13 protein-coding genes are annotated in these 14,780 nt (G+C 49.5%); 4 read left to right on the top strand and 9 right to left on the bottom strand.

Going from position 1 to position 14,780, the window contains the following annotated elements:
* Positions 1–11 precede the first annotated feature (11 nt).
* The 4 genes from AAB400_00310 to AAB400_00295 form a co-directional block, all read right to left on the bottom strand.
* A complete protein-coding gene (locus AAB400_00310) occupies positions 12–1,142 on the bottom strand; it encodes a glycosyltransferase family 4 protein (GenBank protein ID MEK7648344.1) in 1,131 nt (376 codons plus the stop codon).
* A 186-nt stretch (positions 1,143–1,328) separates the two neighbouring features.
* Positions 1,329–2,615: a glycosyltransferase family 4 protein gene (locus AAB400_00305; protein ID MEK7648343.1), complete on the bottom strand. Its 1,287-nt coding sequence runs from the start codon at positions 2,613–2,615 to the stop codon at positions 1,329–1,331.
* Entirely contained in the window at positions 2,612–4,138 is a 1,527-nt protein-coding gene (locus AAB400_00300) for an O-antigen ligase family protein (protein MEK7648342.1), read from the bottom strand. Before AAB400_00300 ends, AAB400_00305 begins: the two co-directional genes overlap by 4 nt.
* Entirely contained in the window at positions 4,086–4,712 is a 627-nt protein-coding gene (locus AAB400_00295) for a hypothetical protein (protein ID MEK7648341.1), read from the bottom strand. The genes AAB400_00300 and AAB400_00295 overlap by 53 nt, the downstream gene beginning before the upstream one ends.
* 1,402 nt (positions 4,713–6,114) lie before the next feature.
* Here AAB400_00295 and AAB400_00290 point away from each other — a divergent pair.
* The 4 genes from AAB400_00290 (at position 6,115) to AAB400_00275 (ending at position 8,673) form a co-directional block, all read left to right on the top strand.
* Positions 6,115–7,221, top strand: a complete 1,107-nt coding sequence (locus AAB400_00290) for a hypothetical protein (protein ID MEK7648340.1) — start codon at positions 6,115–6,117, stop codon at positions 7,219–7,221.
* Between the two features lie 77 nt (positions 7,222–7,298).
* Positions 7,299–7,913 carry a hypothetical protein gene (locus tag AAB400_00285; protein MEK7648339.1) on the top strand — a complete coding sequence of 205 codons (615 nt, stop codon included), beginning with the start codon at positions 7,299–7,301 and terminating at the stop codon, positions 7,911–7,913.
* Between the two features lie 221 nt (positions 7,914–8,134).
* Positions 8,135–8,296, top strand: coding sequence for a hypothetical protein (locus AAB400_00280; protein ID MEK7648338.1), 162 nt, complete (start codon positions 8,135–8,137; stop codon positions 8,294–8,296).
* A complete protein-coding gene (locus tag AAB400_00275; GenBank protein ID MEK7648337.1) occupies positions 8,287–8,673 on the top strand; it encodes a PIN domain-containing protein in 387 nt (128 codons plus the stop codon). The genes AAB400_00280 and AAB400_00275 overlap by 10 nt, the downstream gene beginning before the upstream one ends.
* On the opposite strand, the gene AAB400_00270 is transcribed toward AAB400_00275, so the two are convergent.
* The 5 genes from AAB400_00270 to speB form a co-directional block, all read right to left on the bottom strand.
* On the bottom strand, positions 8,670–9,485 hold the full coding sequence (locus AAB400_00270; protein MEK7648336.1) for a hypothetical protein: 816 nt from the start codon (positions 9,483–9,485) through the stop codon (positions 8,670–8,672). The two genes, AAB400_00275 and AAB400_00270, sit on opposite strands and share 4 nt — an antisense overlap.
* Before the next feature lie 210 nt (positions 9,486–9,695).
* Positions 9,696–10,670, bottom strand: coding sequence for a gluconeogenesis factor YvcK family protein (locus AAB400_00265; protein MEK7648335.1), 975 nt, complete (start codon positions 10,668–10,670; stop codon positions 9,696–9,698).
* Positions 10,671–10,694: 24 nt separating this feature from the next.
* Complete coding sequence (locus AAB400_00260; GenBank protein MEK7648334.1) at positions 10,695–11,102, bottom strand: NUDIX hydrolase; 408 nt, start codon at positions 11,100–11,102, stop codon at positions 10,695–10,697.
* Positions 11,103–11,131: 29 nt separating this feature from the next.
* Positions 11,132–13,870: a preprotein translocase subunit SecA gene (gene secA, locus AAB400_00255; protein ID MEK7648333.1), complete on the bottom strand. Its 2,739-nt coding sequence runs from the start codon at positions 13,868–13,870 to the stop codon at positions 11,132–11,134.
* A gap of 10 nt (positions 13,871–13,880) precedes the next feature.
* A complete protein-coding gene (gene speB, locus AAB400_00250; GenBank protein MEK7648332.1) occupies positions 13,881–14,780 on the bottom strand; it encodes an agmatinase in 900 nt (299 codons plus the stop codon).

Raw genomic sequence — 14,780 nt, 5'->3', positions numbered from 1 at the left:
CCAGCGCCATGCTAGCATTCTTTGAATTGCCGGTAGAGAGCAAGCGTTTGCGAAAAAACCGTTTCAGAATTATAGAATCGTTCAATAACGCTTTTGTATGTTTGCGCAGAGGCAATCGGCGCACCCTCCGATACCAACAATGCGTTCAGTTTGAAAATAAAGTCTTTGATATTATTTGCGGCAAACGTTGTGCCGACTGCATGAAGGATTTCAACATTTTCTGCAATATCAGATACGAGCACGGGGCATCCATAGCTCATTGCCTCTAAGATAGCATAAGATAAACCTTCGCTCTGGGAAGCATGCACAAAGAGACGTGCATTACAGTAAAGCTGGGCTAGTGGTTCGCCCGTTTGCTCTCCAAGAAACAAGATATTCGGATCTCCTGCAGATAATGCTTTTAATTCTGCTTCATAGTCATCGGTGTGGCATGCGGAACCAACAATGGCAAGTTTCGGCAATACACTACCGCGCCGCTGCATGACTTGGTATCCCTTTATGACAAAATGAATATTTTTGTGCCGCACAAGGCGCGAGACAAGAAGGATATAGTTGTTTTTGGAAAGTCCAAATTGCCGCACATGCGTATCGCTTTTCTCGTGCGAGGGAAGCACAACGGCATTGGGAAGGTACACTGCATCCCTACCGTATGTTTTTTTGATATATGTCTGAATTGTTTGAGATACGGCAATCGTGCGATGCGGCAATGTGCAGCAAACCACTTCACCTAGCCGAAAAACACAGCGGGCCAACCAACCCCACTTTTGGTGAAAATAATCCTGGCAGTGAAATGTTGCGATAACGCGTGAGCGCGGAGCAAGCAGTCGAGGGATCCACGCAAACAGAGACGGGCCGATACCATGGTAGTGGATGATATCAGCATGCATGAAGAGTGCATGAATGGATGCAAAAAATGTTTGAATGACAGTTTCAAAATGCTTACTGCAAATAGTAGGAACGGTAATACAGTGAACACCTTCATAATATTTTTGTGTTCCCCTGTCACCCACATAAGAAGACCGGCAATACGCAATTACCTCGTGCCCTTCGCGCACCAAGCGCAGAGCCAAATCTTCCACATGGCGCTCAATACCTCCGCTGCGGGCAGGAAGGCCCTTTTGTCCGATCATGACTATTCTCATAGTGAACCATACCTAACCACAAAAGAAGCTACTTGTCAAGGCTGCCTAAGGCTTCCCGAATTCTAAACTCTTCGCTCCAGGTGTTCATCTGTCGGGGCCGCAATTTCCCTGCTAGAAAATTGCTTAGATTCCTCGCCGTCGCTCGTCAAAAACCTGCCAGACGAACACCTGGGCGGAGTTTCGTAATCAGAGAATCTTGTCCGTTTTCAACTCTTGCACGGCTTCGCGGTATACATTCATGAGTGAGTCGTAATATACTTGAGGTAAACAGATATTTTCATAGTGCTGTATGCCTTTGTTGATAAGATCTTCCATGAGCGCCGTATTGCCGAGCAACTCGGTAATCCTTCCGGCAAGTGCAATAGGATCGCCTCCTGGAACTAAAAGTTTTTCTGATACTGCGCCAAGCAATTCTCTCAATGCTCCAATATCGGATCCTATCGGTAGCGTGTGTGCAAACAAGCTTTCCGGCACAACGTAACAGAACGGCTCATGCCATCGGGATGGCACAAGTACGAAGCGTGCGGACGCCATCAACCGCCGTACTTCCTCCCGGGGCTGGAAACCTGCAAAATGCACTCGATCGGAAACTCCGCTCGTTGCCGCATGGCGTTCCAATGATTCACGAGCAGAGCCATCGCCAACAATAACAAGCGGCAAACTAAGGTACTTCAGCGCAGCTAGTGCAACATCAAATCCCTTTTCTTCGGATAGGCGGCCAACACAGAGAAGGAAATCCTTTTTTTGAATGTGATCACTACTATCGTCGGCACTCTTTACAAAATGATTAAGCGTGTAGATTTTGGTTTCTGAATATCCCCCCTGTATGAGTTTTTCGGCAACAATAGATGAGGGCGCAATCCACTTCTGAATCATTTTTGTATTCATACCAAGTGCTCGATGAATAGTCATTTCAATCGCACATGCCATGCCGGCAAGAATTGATCCCTTCACAGAGCGGTTCCATGCATCATGAAAATAATTTCCTTTCAAGCATCCCTCGTCGATAGCGGCACGGGCAAAAAGTTTATAGTTGGGGCACACCAGTTTGTAATCGTGAACTGTTTGCACTACCGGTATATTTAGCTCCCTGCATACATCGAGAATGGATGGAGAAATGTGGTGGTAGATATTGTGGATATGGACAATATCCGGACGCTCTTGGATTGCTAGTGCACGAAATTTTCTCTTTGCTTCAAGCGAGTAGAGCATCCTACAGAAGAGATGTATTTTTTGAATAATTCCTTTAGCACTGTTGAAATCGCACCTGCTCACAAAAAAATGTGTATAGCGATCCGTGAGTTGTTTGATAAGCGGAATGTGTTCGCACATCTGTGCTTCGTCACTATTCATGCGCATGCCAAACGGAATCACGGTATGCCCATGGGATACCAACATCTCAACAAGGTCAAAGACGTGCGTTGTTGATCCGTCACGAGGGAACCAATATTTATGTGCGATGAGAATTTTCATACGAGAATTTTCATGTCTTCTGCAGCAAGTATTCCTCCGAATATCCAGATATAGGGCGCCAGTGTCCGCACTTCAAAATAGGTTGCAAAAAATCCTTGAAAAGCAAATGCCGCCAATGCTCCACAGTATCCAAGAGCAAGCCCGCGCATAAGGGGCGACTGGCTTGATCGGTGCACCCGCAATGCAGTTCGTGCCAATACTATGAGTATAAGTGCGTATGCCGCCACGCCTAGATATCCCGTTTCACCGAGGAGTGAAAGCCAATTATTGTCGATATATCCTTCCGTGCCATTGATGCCGTAAGGCAGGTTCAACTCTGCATATTTTTCCGTATTATGCAGCGCTGCAGCTGCGCCCCCGCCAAACATGCCGGGGCCAACACCCAGAAGCGGCGCATGCTCAAGTACGTTTACGGGAACATGGAGTAAAAAATACGTGCGCCCCAATGCATAGTACTCCCCCAAGATACGCTGAATAGAAACACTTTCAAAAAGACGTTCAGTAAGCGTCTGGTTCGGCAGATCAATGCGATAGTGCTGTGCTATCCCCAAGGATGCATACATTGCAACGGCAAGTAGTAGCACGGCCATATAGCCTGCGGCAATGCGCCAATTCCGCTTGATCCCTATGCCGCATACCGCAAACCCGATTGCAAAACCAAACCATGCTGCGCGCGAATAGGTAAGAACAAGTGCAACACATCCTGCGCCAAGCACCCACCACCAAAAACGTGAGGGTTTCCGGTTGGTATTCTCAAAGAGAAATCCAACAACAAGAAGAAGTACAAACGATAAAAATATTCCCAATTGGTCGTAACGCCCCATGGTGGCAAACACCCGCTGCCCTTCCTGCCAAAAACCGCTGGTACCCATGGTGAGTGTGATTGATTCTATAAACTTTTGTCCCGTCGGCATGAGAAACCCATCAAGACTGCCACCGGTAAGTGCCTGCACACTACCCAGCACACTTTCAAACAATGCTATTCCTGCAATGCCGATCATACTTCCCTGCGTCCATTTCTCATGGGGAGCTAGCAACACGACAGCGACATACAGTAGCATATAGCGAAATATCTGCCGCAGACCCATAGCGCTATCGAACAGTGTATTGTGATTGGCAACCGCACTCGCCACTGCAATACCAGCGAAAGTTGCAAGCGGCAACGCAAGTGGACCCAATGAGAGCCTTTTCCCCTGAACACATTTTTGGATCACTGTTACGCCGGCAACAATATAGATCAGCGCCTCGCTTGCGTAGCGTGCAGCAATATAGAGTTCATCCCCCACCCACTTGAGCACAAAAGGTTCGAATGGCAGCACAGCGGCAATCGCCCACACAACCCACAGTGGCCGATACCAAGAACACACTGCGATAGTAATAACGGCTAATACTGCCAACGCCCAAACGGGTGAAAGCAAAATCTCGACGATAACAAACGAGACAAGGCCGGCAAGGCTCGCCAGCAATGCCTTATCCAATCCCGAATATGCGCTGTTTGTGTGTGTGATAGTGCCAGAAGACATAGATCAATCCTGCGCTGATTCCTGCAAGCATACTGCCAAGAACAACAAATGGTATGTTTGGCCGCACGGGATAGCGCGATTCCAGCGGCGCATCGACAAGTTTAATTTCAAAATCAGCACCCACGTACTGCCATCCTTCGGCAATCAATACATCCGCTACGCTTTCCGCCAACAGACGAGCTTGAATTGGTTGCAGGTGGTAGGCTGTAATCTTGAACAGACCTGTGCCGCGGTTGATACTGACGGCAACTGATCGATGCCATTTTTTGCGTTTTTTAATTTCATCAGACCCAAATTGCGCGCGGTCGGGACCGGCGCTTTTGGAAAACACTTTATCAAAAAACGTAGACGTATAGACTATTTGGGAAAGGTTATCGGCAATGCGGTCTATGGAGCGCAGCGCCGTATAGGGATCCGCTGTGCTGATATTTTTGGGTACGATAAGTAAACTCAATGTCGAGCTGTATTCGAGAGGGCGCAAAAAACTTCCTACCAACCCCAATACGGCGCCAATAAGCGCAAAACCAAGGATAGTTTTCCAATGGTTAAAAAAGTATGATGCCTTTGAATGCATATGAGGATTATGTCTATGAAACGTCGGCTTAGCCGACAAGGCTTTATCCTGACATGTTTTTGAAAAAAAATCAAGAGCACATGTGGGTAAAATAAAAAAAGTGGCCCTATGCATTTGCAAAGGGCCGGGGGTTGGCACACCATGTGCCGTTGTGTGGCGACAGTCCCTAGAGACCGCCTGTCCCCGAGGGGCTCGCGGTCGGCGTGGGAACCGGGGTCGGTGCCGCCGTGGGAGCCGTGGTGGGAACCGGGGTCGGTGCCGCAGTGGGAGCCGTGGTGGGAACCGGGGTCGGGCTTGTGGTAGCCTCCACAGTGAAGTCCGACGTTGCGACGATTGTGAGGTCGCCGTTCGGACCAGTTACTGTGAAATAACCAGTCACCTTTCCCGGAGTCCACACGGGCTCCACCTCGAAAAAGATCATTCGAGGGGGATTCCCACTGTACTCCTGCGTAACGGCCTTCCATCGGCCATCTGCAAGGATCCTGCCGGTGAGGGTGAATTTCCCCGCTTGCGGGATCCACTCTCTCACATCGAGAGTTGCGACACCAGGACTGAACGAGCCAGCCTTGACTGTCGAGGACGCGAAGCTGACGCTCAGCTTCTTGTCGCCCGACATGGGAAGGGGCAGGAGGCCTGGTGCCGGAACCGAAGTTGGCGTCGCAGTCGGCATCCCTACGGGAGTCGAAGCCGACGCCACCGGAGCCGGCGGCAGGAGCGGGACGGAGGCCGACGTCGATCCCGACGCCGGGGGGGACGTGGCTGGGGGGGTCGCTCCTCCCGGCATGCCTGGGGGCAGGCCGGTTGGGACGGTCGAGCACGCGGCTACGACCATCGACAGAGCGATCCCCGCCAACCCCGTCGGGTTGGTGCGGATCATGAGGGTATCCTTTCTCGATCGCGCGATTGAGGAACTCTTGCTCGAGCTTTTCAGGGCAGGAGCGATTGAAGCTTATGATATCATACTTTTTTTGATTTGTCAATACCCCTGAGTACAAAATGTATTCAAAAAATCGTTATAACCACCGCTCCTATCTTGACATTTTCCTATTTTTGTGCTATACTTCTGCTAAGTCATTATGTCTTTTGAATAGGCTGTTTTTAGCGCCTTTCATCGGCAATGACACCGAAATTTGACAATTAGAAGCAGGACTACCGCATTTGGAGAAAATTACTCTAGAGAGCTAATGAAATCTTTATGGCGGTATTCATTTTTTGGAACCTACGGACCGCGACGGCGGGAGTAAGAAGGATTTTTCAGCAGAAAAATACCTGTTTCAAAAAAATGAGTACTGACATAAAAAGATTTCATTATTCTTCGAATGCGTGAGTCCTGCTGAAAAGTGAAAAAACGCAAAGTATCCCAACGCCGCACGCATAAGGAGGTAACTACATGCGCGGCCTCATGGCAATTGCCCTTTCGGGCATCCTCGCCGTGCTCCTCCAGAGCGCGGCATCGGCAACCACTCTCCGGGACATCGGGATGGGGCAGAGCCTCCGGGAGCGGCTAATCACCGCACCCGCGCTCGCCAACATCACGACAATCCCGCCGGGAATGGCGAGACTCGTCCCCAGCAAGGACGGCGTCCCGACATACCGGATCCTGCTCGGCCCGAATGGCTACACGGACATCAACGCGGTCATCGGCGGCAAGGTGACTGGCCTGCGGGTGGGCAACTACCCGTTCGGCTGGAAGCCCGCTAACGGCAATACGACCCACGTCGTCGCCGCAGCCAGCGGCGCCAGCAACGGCAACAATACCACCATGGTGGCATCGAGCGGCGGCAGCCAGCCGTCGAGCGACAGTGGCAACACCCACCCCAGCTACGGCAACGTGAGTGGTTTCTGCTGCAACGTCGAGTTGCAGTTGGGACAGGATCTCACGACGTGGAATCCGCTCAACAGCCAGTTGGGCGGCAGCACCAGCGCCGGCAGCGCCGACCTCAAGGGGGGTGTCCGGATCGACGACAAGTGGACCCTCATGGGAGGGCTCCACACCGGCTACAGCCGCGACAACTCATGGGGCTGGCGCGACAAAGTCGCCAGCGATTCCGTGGTGGCGGGTCCCCTCGTGGGCTTGCGCTTCCAGGTCGACCCCAGCAACCAGCTGGAGGCCGGAGTCTCGTACGACTTTCTCCTCCAGGGCGACAGCTCGCTGGCCACCAATCCCGTGAACATCTACACCAGTTGGAACGGCGATCACGGACGGTGGTATCACCGCGCCAAGATAGCGTCGTCGTTGCCCAACTCCTCCAACGGCGCGCGGTTCGAACTCGGTATTCGGCCACTCAGCCAGCTGCCGCAACTCAACGTCCACGTGGTCGGGCAGGGCCGGCAGCTCTTCCCGGCCGGCGCGACAGCCTTCGATCCGACCAAGCACCTCAAGGCGCAGGCGGGGGTGGGCCTCGGTTTCGACGTGACGGACTCCGTCACGGCCGGACTCGAGATCCTCGCTCCCAGCAAGCCCGGCGACAACGTGTCGCTCGGGTTGACTACCAGCATCCACTTCTAGCGACCCACTTCGACGAGTCCCCGCGCACGCTCACTGCACGACTCGCTAAGAGGCGTGCGCGGGGTGAAAGGATAGCAATGAAACGGTTCGTCCTTGCCGCCATCCTGCTCCTCGGAGCGGTGGCGGCATTGGCTGGCATCGGGTGCCAGCCAATGTACCCATACTACCCGAATCCCTACCCGACCAGACCGGGGTGGTGCCAACCGGGGTACGAGTGTACCCCAAATGCCGCCAACCCGGGAGTATACCCACCGTCCCAGACCAACCCGAACACCGGCTGGCACCCATCTTCGGACGGGTACCACTGGATCTGGAGGGACAAAGGCGGCCTCCACATCCAGTTCTCGGCCAACACGTTCATCATGATAAAGGACGCAAAATCCGGGGGCGGCCAGCAGGAAGTCTCAATTAACAATTGGGACAAGAAGCTGAAAAGCGACAGAGTGGGCTGGGGGATCGGCGACGGTCCCGTCCTCATCCGCGAGGAAGCCTACGCCACGCGTTTCGGTGTCCTAGCACCGGACTCCATGGTCGAAGGCGAGCGGTTCAACATCGCCTTCTCGTCGCCCAACTTGATCCTCTGGCTGAACAGCCGGATGACCAAGACCGGTCCGGGCATCCGTCGGCAGGGCAATGCCGATGGGTCGGAGGCGTTTGTCGTAGACTCGACGAAAACGTCGATCGACCTCTAGGCCGCATCAACGCAGAGCAGCCCGACTGCCAGCCAGGCAAGAGCTCGAAGTCACAACATCGTACCTTAACCGCCAGATCTCATGGCACCCGCGAAACACGCGGCAACCACCTCGGAACACTCCAGTTCCGAGGTCTTTTTTTATTTCCACAAAAAGCGTATTGACCGGCAGAATACTCTGTCGTAGAATAACTAGGACATACCATATCTATCTATCTATCTATGAATGTATCACCAAGAGTTAACACTATCGAAGCACGCGTTTCTCTCCGACAAAAAACTCCCAATGCAGCACATGCCTTGAAACTTCTTTCAGGAATGTGGAGTAAAAAAAAACGTGCGCCGAAAGATATTGAGCGTATCCGAAAACAACTATGGCGCTAGCGTATTCTGCTTTTCAAGAGTGTTTTCTCTTGGATAGCAACTATGTTATCGGCATACTTAATGGGACTATTCCAGTGCCGCATTCCGATACCACCTCTATCGCTATTTCAGTTGTTACTGTCATGGAACTCTACGCACTTGCCGGAATGTCAGACTCTGAACAAAGGCGCATTGACACGGCTCTTAAACACCTTGACATTTTTCCAATCACAATGGCAATCGCAATACGAGCAGGCATTCTTTCCCGTACCCGCCGGCGCGGCAAAGCCGATTTGCTTATTGCAGCAACAGCATTAGAATATAGCGCAACACTCGTTACAAAAAATATCAAAGATTTTACATCACTCCCTCATCTTAAAGTTGTATCTACAATCTAACTCCGTCCACCTGATGAACGGGTCTGTTCCAATGCAAGCTTATTGACCGCATCAAGCGTTTTTGCACCCGCTGCGCTCTCTATGCTTTTGAGAACAACTTCTTGGATTTGAACATGGCTTGCTTTTAATTGTTCATGGAGGCTTGTAATGAGTTTTTTACATTCTTCGTTTGTCGCTTGAAGCGTCTCAATTTTCCCTTCAAGAACAGTTTTTAGCGCATCAGCTTCTTTTGAAGCAATGAGGAGTACTATTTCTTTATCTTTTGCCGCTGCTGCGGCAACCTGCTCCTCTGTATGCTTTTTTTCTTTTATAAGAGTCGCGGGAAATTCTTGCACCTGTGTGTGCAATGCAACAAGCTCATCTTCCTTTGCAGCAAATTCTTTCTGACGCTGATCAAAATCCGCTTGTTTTGTTTCAAGTTCGCTTTCTAATTTTCGCTTCTCTGCTTCATAGGCTTCTTTATCTTTCCGTTTTTGGAAACTGAATGAAAATGCATATTCTTCTTCATCGCGTTTTCTTTTCTGTTCTGTTTCGACCCTTTCCCGATCTGCATTCCGCTTTGTATCTTCACGAGCCTGGAGCATGGCAATGAGTGCACCTGCCGATTCTTCAATTTCATACAGCTCCTTTAATTTTGTTTTCTGTGCTGTAAGCATTTCATCACATTCTTTGAGTTCTTTGAATTTTTCTAAGAGATTTTTTTCAACCTCTGACAGGGTCATGGTAAGACCTGTCCTTAGTGTCGCGACATGTGCGCGAATATCGGCCTCTCCGGTATATTTGCTCGCTACGGCGAACACATCTCCTTGCACGGGTTGTACTTTCGCGTTAGTAGTATTCGCTTCACTGTATTTTTTTAATAACGCCTTTTACCCATCCATAAGCTCCTGGCGGGTTGCTTTTGCGACATTTGTAATAAAATTCGTATCTTCCATACTATACTATGACTATGAATAATAATGAATCACTCAGCAGTATCTTTATTGAATTAATAAAAAATGTCAATACTTCAGGGTCATACATCACAACTTAGATCTGCCTAAAAGTTTACTTATTAAAAAGGTTACCACGCTTGCGAGGCGCGCTGAATCATGGCGAGCGATTGACACATCACTCCATAGGCGCGCTGTACAGAGGCGTGGGTCTGCATGATCGCTTTCGGTCGGAAGAATGGGATATTTTTGTTCGGCCCCGTATGCAGCTGCAACTTCGCGGGTAGGCGCTGTATTATTTGCAATAATGGCAGATACTTTTCTGCCGACCATTCCTTCAATAATTCTTGCCAATTCCATAATCGAGCTGTCCTTCATACATTTTCCTTCAGCAAGCAAATTCGCAATACAAATAATCGGAGCGCGCGATTCTTGCACAGCATCGCGTATTCCAGCGGGCAAAAAATTTGACAGTACGCTCGAATAAAAGCTCCCGGGACCAACACAAATAGCATCGGCTTTCGCAATGGCAGCAAGCGCCTCGCATGAAGCCTGGACAGGCGGGTCGAGAAAAAGTTCCGCGATTTCCTTTCCCTCAAACAATCCTTGATCAACATTCGTTTCTTTTTTTGAAATACTGCTGTCGGTGTAGCGCGCGCACAGCGTACTTGGCGAAAGCGTTACCGGAATGACGCGCCCGCGCACGGAAAGAATTTGTGCTAAAGCATCAACGGCTTCCAAATAATTGCCGTAGACTTTCTCAAACGCATACAACAATAGGTTGCCCCCCGTGTGCCCGGGCTCGTGGTGGTTTTGTATCCTCTTCAGCAACAACTTACGTGCATACACTTCATCTTCGGACAATGCCAAAAGACAGCGTAAGATATCTCCGGGCGGCAGAATGCCATACTGATCGCGCAATATACCAGAACTCCCGCCCGAGTCGAACATGTCGACAATGGCGGTGATATCCAGTAAGGGATTATGTTTCAAGCCAGAAAGAAGCGAGGGCATCCCCGTTCCCCCGCCAAAGCACACTACGCGAATAGAATCATGAATGCGCATAGAAAATAAGTTTTATGGCTCACATTACCGAATGATCCCGCTATCCAGTAGCTCTTTAACATACACATCAACATCATCAAGCTGAATCAGTTCATTCCAAGAATACCATTGATACCTGTCATTTTCGGTTGTATCCAATGCCACTTCACCTTCTGCATTCCCACTATAGGTTAATCTCACAGTGTGGCGGTCATTATTCTTGAGTATATCTTGAGCAGCAATGAGTTTTGGATTTCCGATGATTTCCAATCCTGTTTCTTCCCGTACTTCACGCCGCAGATTATCCATCAGAGGCGTACCCGCAACAATCCTTCCTCCGACACAATCCCATCGGCCGTTCACTTCGGGATATTTCTCCAATGACCGACGAAGGAGAAGGTACTTCCCTTCCTTATTTTTCAGAAGAATTTTAACTCCGACTTGAAGTTCCATAATGAATGTGGACTTATTTTCTTGCATACCTACGCGCCATGACACTTCTTGTACTTCTTGCCGCTGCCGCAGGGGCAGGGATCATTGCGGCCAACTTTGCTGTTTTGAGATTGCTGCTGCGCTCCACTGTCGCCTGTTTTCTGCGGTGCTGAATACTGCAGGTTTTTGGGCAGTGGCTTCTGCTGCACCGATGAGGTCGGAGAAGCCGGAGTAGCGCCGATTTTATAAATAGTATACACAACTTCGCGGTTGATAAGATTCATCAATTCGCTAAATAGCCTGAATGATTCTTTTTTGTATTCTACCAGCGGATCGCGCTGCCCATAGCCGCGAAGGCTGATACCCGCCCTCAAGTGTTCGATTGCTTCCAAGTGTTCCATCCATAGCGTATCCACCGCATGAATGAGAATATCCTTTTCAATCGAGCGAAACAAAAGCGCTCCATCTACCTGCGGCTGCATGTGCTCGAGCGTCTGTTGTACTGCGTGTTCGAGCGCTTGGTACCGCTCCTTGGCAATGCCATACAAATACTCAATGATCCGCGTACGAGATTCTGTATACGTCAGTTTATCGCCAGTCTGGTAGGTGCGCTTAATCGTTTCTGTAGCATCTGGTGGAAGCGGGACTATCGTATTCACAACAGCTGCGATTTCATCAAGATTCACATCCCCTCCCGCATCAACATTCGTATGAAATGCAACAATATGCTCTAGTTCTTCTTCAATCATTGCTAAGATCATGCTTTTGAGTGATTTTTCTGATTGTATTTTTTTCACTTCCCGATCGAATACATCCAAAACTTCGCGGCGCTTTTTGTAAATAATATCTCGCTGTTTATTGATAACGTCATCATATTCCACCAAGTGCTTACGGATATCAAAATTGTGCCCTTCAACTTTGCGCTGCGATTCTTCGATTGCTCCGCTGACAACTTTGTTTTCAATCGGCATATCCTCAGGAATACCAAGCGTGTCCATCATTTTTTTCATGCGTTCTGAACCAAAAATGCGCATGAGGTCATCCTCCATGGAAATGTAGAATTGTGTCGAACCAGGATCGCCCTGACGCCCAGAACGCCCGCGCAATTGATTATCGATCCGACGCGATTCATGCCGCTCTGTTCCCAGTACATGCAAACCTCCCGCTTGGCGTACGTTTGCGACTTCGTCGTCGTCCGGCGGCGTTCCTCCGAGAATAATATCAACCCCGCGCCCTGCCATATTGGTTGCGATTGTCACAGCGCCTGCGCGGCCGGCCTGAGCAATAATTTCCGCTTCCCGCTCATGGTTCTTTGCATTGAGAATGGTATGGGGAATGCCTTCGCGTTCAAGAAGCGCACTGAGCATTTCATTTTTTTCAATAGAAATAGTGCCCACCAAAACCGGTTGCCCCTTGGCGTGGCGTTCTTTGATTTCCGCCACGACAGCTGAAAACTTTCCCCGTTCGTTTTTGTAAATGCGATCGGATAAATCTTTGCGGATCATATCCCGATGCGTAGGAATGGTTACCACTTCGAGTTTATAGATTTTCGCAAACTCTTCCGCTTCGGTTGCTGCTGTACCGGTCATGCCTGCAAGTTTACCGTACAGCCGAAAAAGATTTTGAAACGTAACGGTTGCGTAGGTCTTGCTCTCTCGCTGCACCCGCATGCCTTCTTTTGCTTCGATCGCCTGATGCAATCCTTCCGAGTAGCGCCTCCCATGCATGAGGCGCCCGGTAAACTCATCAACAATAATCACCTCTCCTTCCTTTACAACATAATCCTTATCTTTTTTAAAAAGCGCTCTTGCCTTGAGCGCTTGTTCCAAGTGCCGCACTGCGGAAAGATTTTGGAGCGTGTAAATATTGCCCATACCGAGTATGGTTTCAATATTTTTCATTCCTTCTTCCGTGAATGTTGCGGCGCGCATTTTTTCATCGACTGTATAGTCTTCCGTTTCCTTGAGGCGGGAGATAACGCGCGCATAGGTGTTGTACATTTCGGTCGATTCCTCGGCTGGGCCGGAGATAATCAAAGGTGTGCGCGCTTCATCTATCAGAATACTGTCAACTTCATCGATAATCGCATAGTTGAGCTCACGCTGTGCCATACTCGAAAGATCCCCAACCAGATTATCTCTTAGGTAGTCAAAGCCGAATTCATTATTTGTGCCATAGGTAATATCTGCACTATACGCTTCTTTCCGAGAAACGGGGCGCAAGTGTGCGGCATCAACACGAAATGTCTGCGTGGAGTCTTCCCCATCAACTTCGCTCTCTTCAGGTTGGTAGTCCGGATCATAGAGAAACGCGCTTTCATGCTGGATGGAAGCAACAGATAAGCCAAGCGCATGGTAGACCCTTCCCATCCAAGCGGCATCACGTCGCGCAAGATAATCATTCACTGTTACAACATGGACGCCCCTACCCTCAAGAGCATTCAGAAATACTGCCAGTGTTGCAGTGAGTGTTTTGCCTTCACCGGTGCGCATTTCTGCAATGTATCCCCTATGGAGCATGATGCCACCCATCAACTGCACATCATAATGCCGCTGTCCGAGTACGCGTTTTGATGCCTCGCGGCAGAGTGCAAAGCTATCGGGTAGCACCGAATCAAGGTCTTCTCCATTCTCAAGCCGTTTGCGCAATAAAGCTGTCTGTTCTTTTAATTGCTCATCTGACTGTGCCGCATACTGCTCTTCGAGTCCGTTGATACGATCAATGATTGGACGAAGTTTTTCTATAATTTTTTTATTTGGATCGCCGAATATGTTAGCAAGAAATGACATAGGATGGGGGTTATAAATATCCTTTCGCTTTTGAAATATAACCGATCAATTTGTATATTAATTTTGCGACAAGAAAATCCGGCGCATGAAATCCCGGTATGGGGGCAAGCTCAACAATATCCAATCCGATAACATTTTTTTTAGTGCAGACCTCGCGCAACACTCGCAGTGCAGTGTACCAATCGATCCCTCCGGGTTCTGGCGTACCGGTGGACGGCATAATAGAGGGATCAAACCCATCCACATCTATGGTGATATACACATCGTGAGCAAGAGCATCAACCATCTCAGATATATTCCACAACGCCATGTCCTTTGCAAAGAATATTTTTACTCTGTCGGTATTGTCCTGAATGAATGAGAACTCACTGCCATCCTCAGGGTCATTGCTTACATTGCGGATTCCCACTTGAACAAGCGTGCGTACTGCAGGAAATGCCAGTACTCGGCGCAGCGCAGAAGCATGACTGTGAGGGTCGCCATGATACGAGTCGCGCAGATCGCTATGTGCATCAATATGAAACACGCTGAAGGATGTATCTTTTTGGACAAAAGCTGCCAGCACTCCCGGGGTAAGCGAATGATCACCGCCAAGAATGATTGGGATCTTTTGCGCATTCAGAATTTCAAGGGTAATCTCTTGAGCATAGGCAAGCGCTTCTTTTGTTTGAGAAAACGGTTGTGGAAATGCGCACGTTGCAATCCCTGCGCGGTACGGTTCGTTCTGTTCTTCAACATCAAAAAGTTCAACTTGTTGACTTGCATGAAGGAGTGCCTCGGGACCCTTAGAAGCACCCGAGCCATAACTCACTGACGCTTCAATCGGCACGGCAGCCGCAACAAAATGAGCTTTTTCGAGCGATGCGTATTCGCCTGGAGGAGAAAAAAGTTGTTCGTGTGATAATTCCAT

The organism is Patescibacteria group bacterium (genome assembly GCA_038065255.1).
Lineage (GTDB): Bacteria > Patescibacteriota > Patescibacteriia > JACQRZ01 > JACQRZ01 > JBBTRI01.
This window is presented reverse-complemented; position numbering and strand designations above follow the sequence as displayed.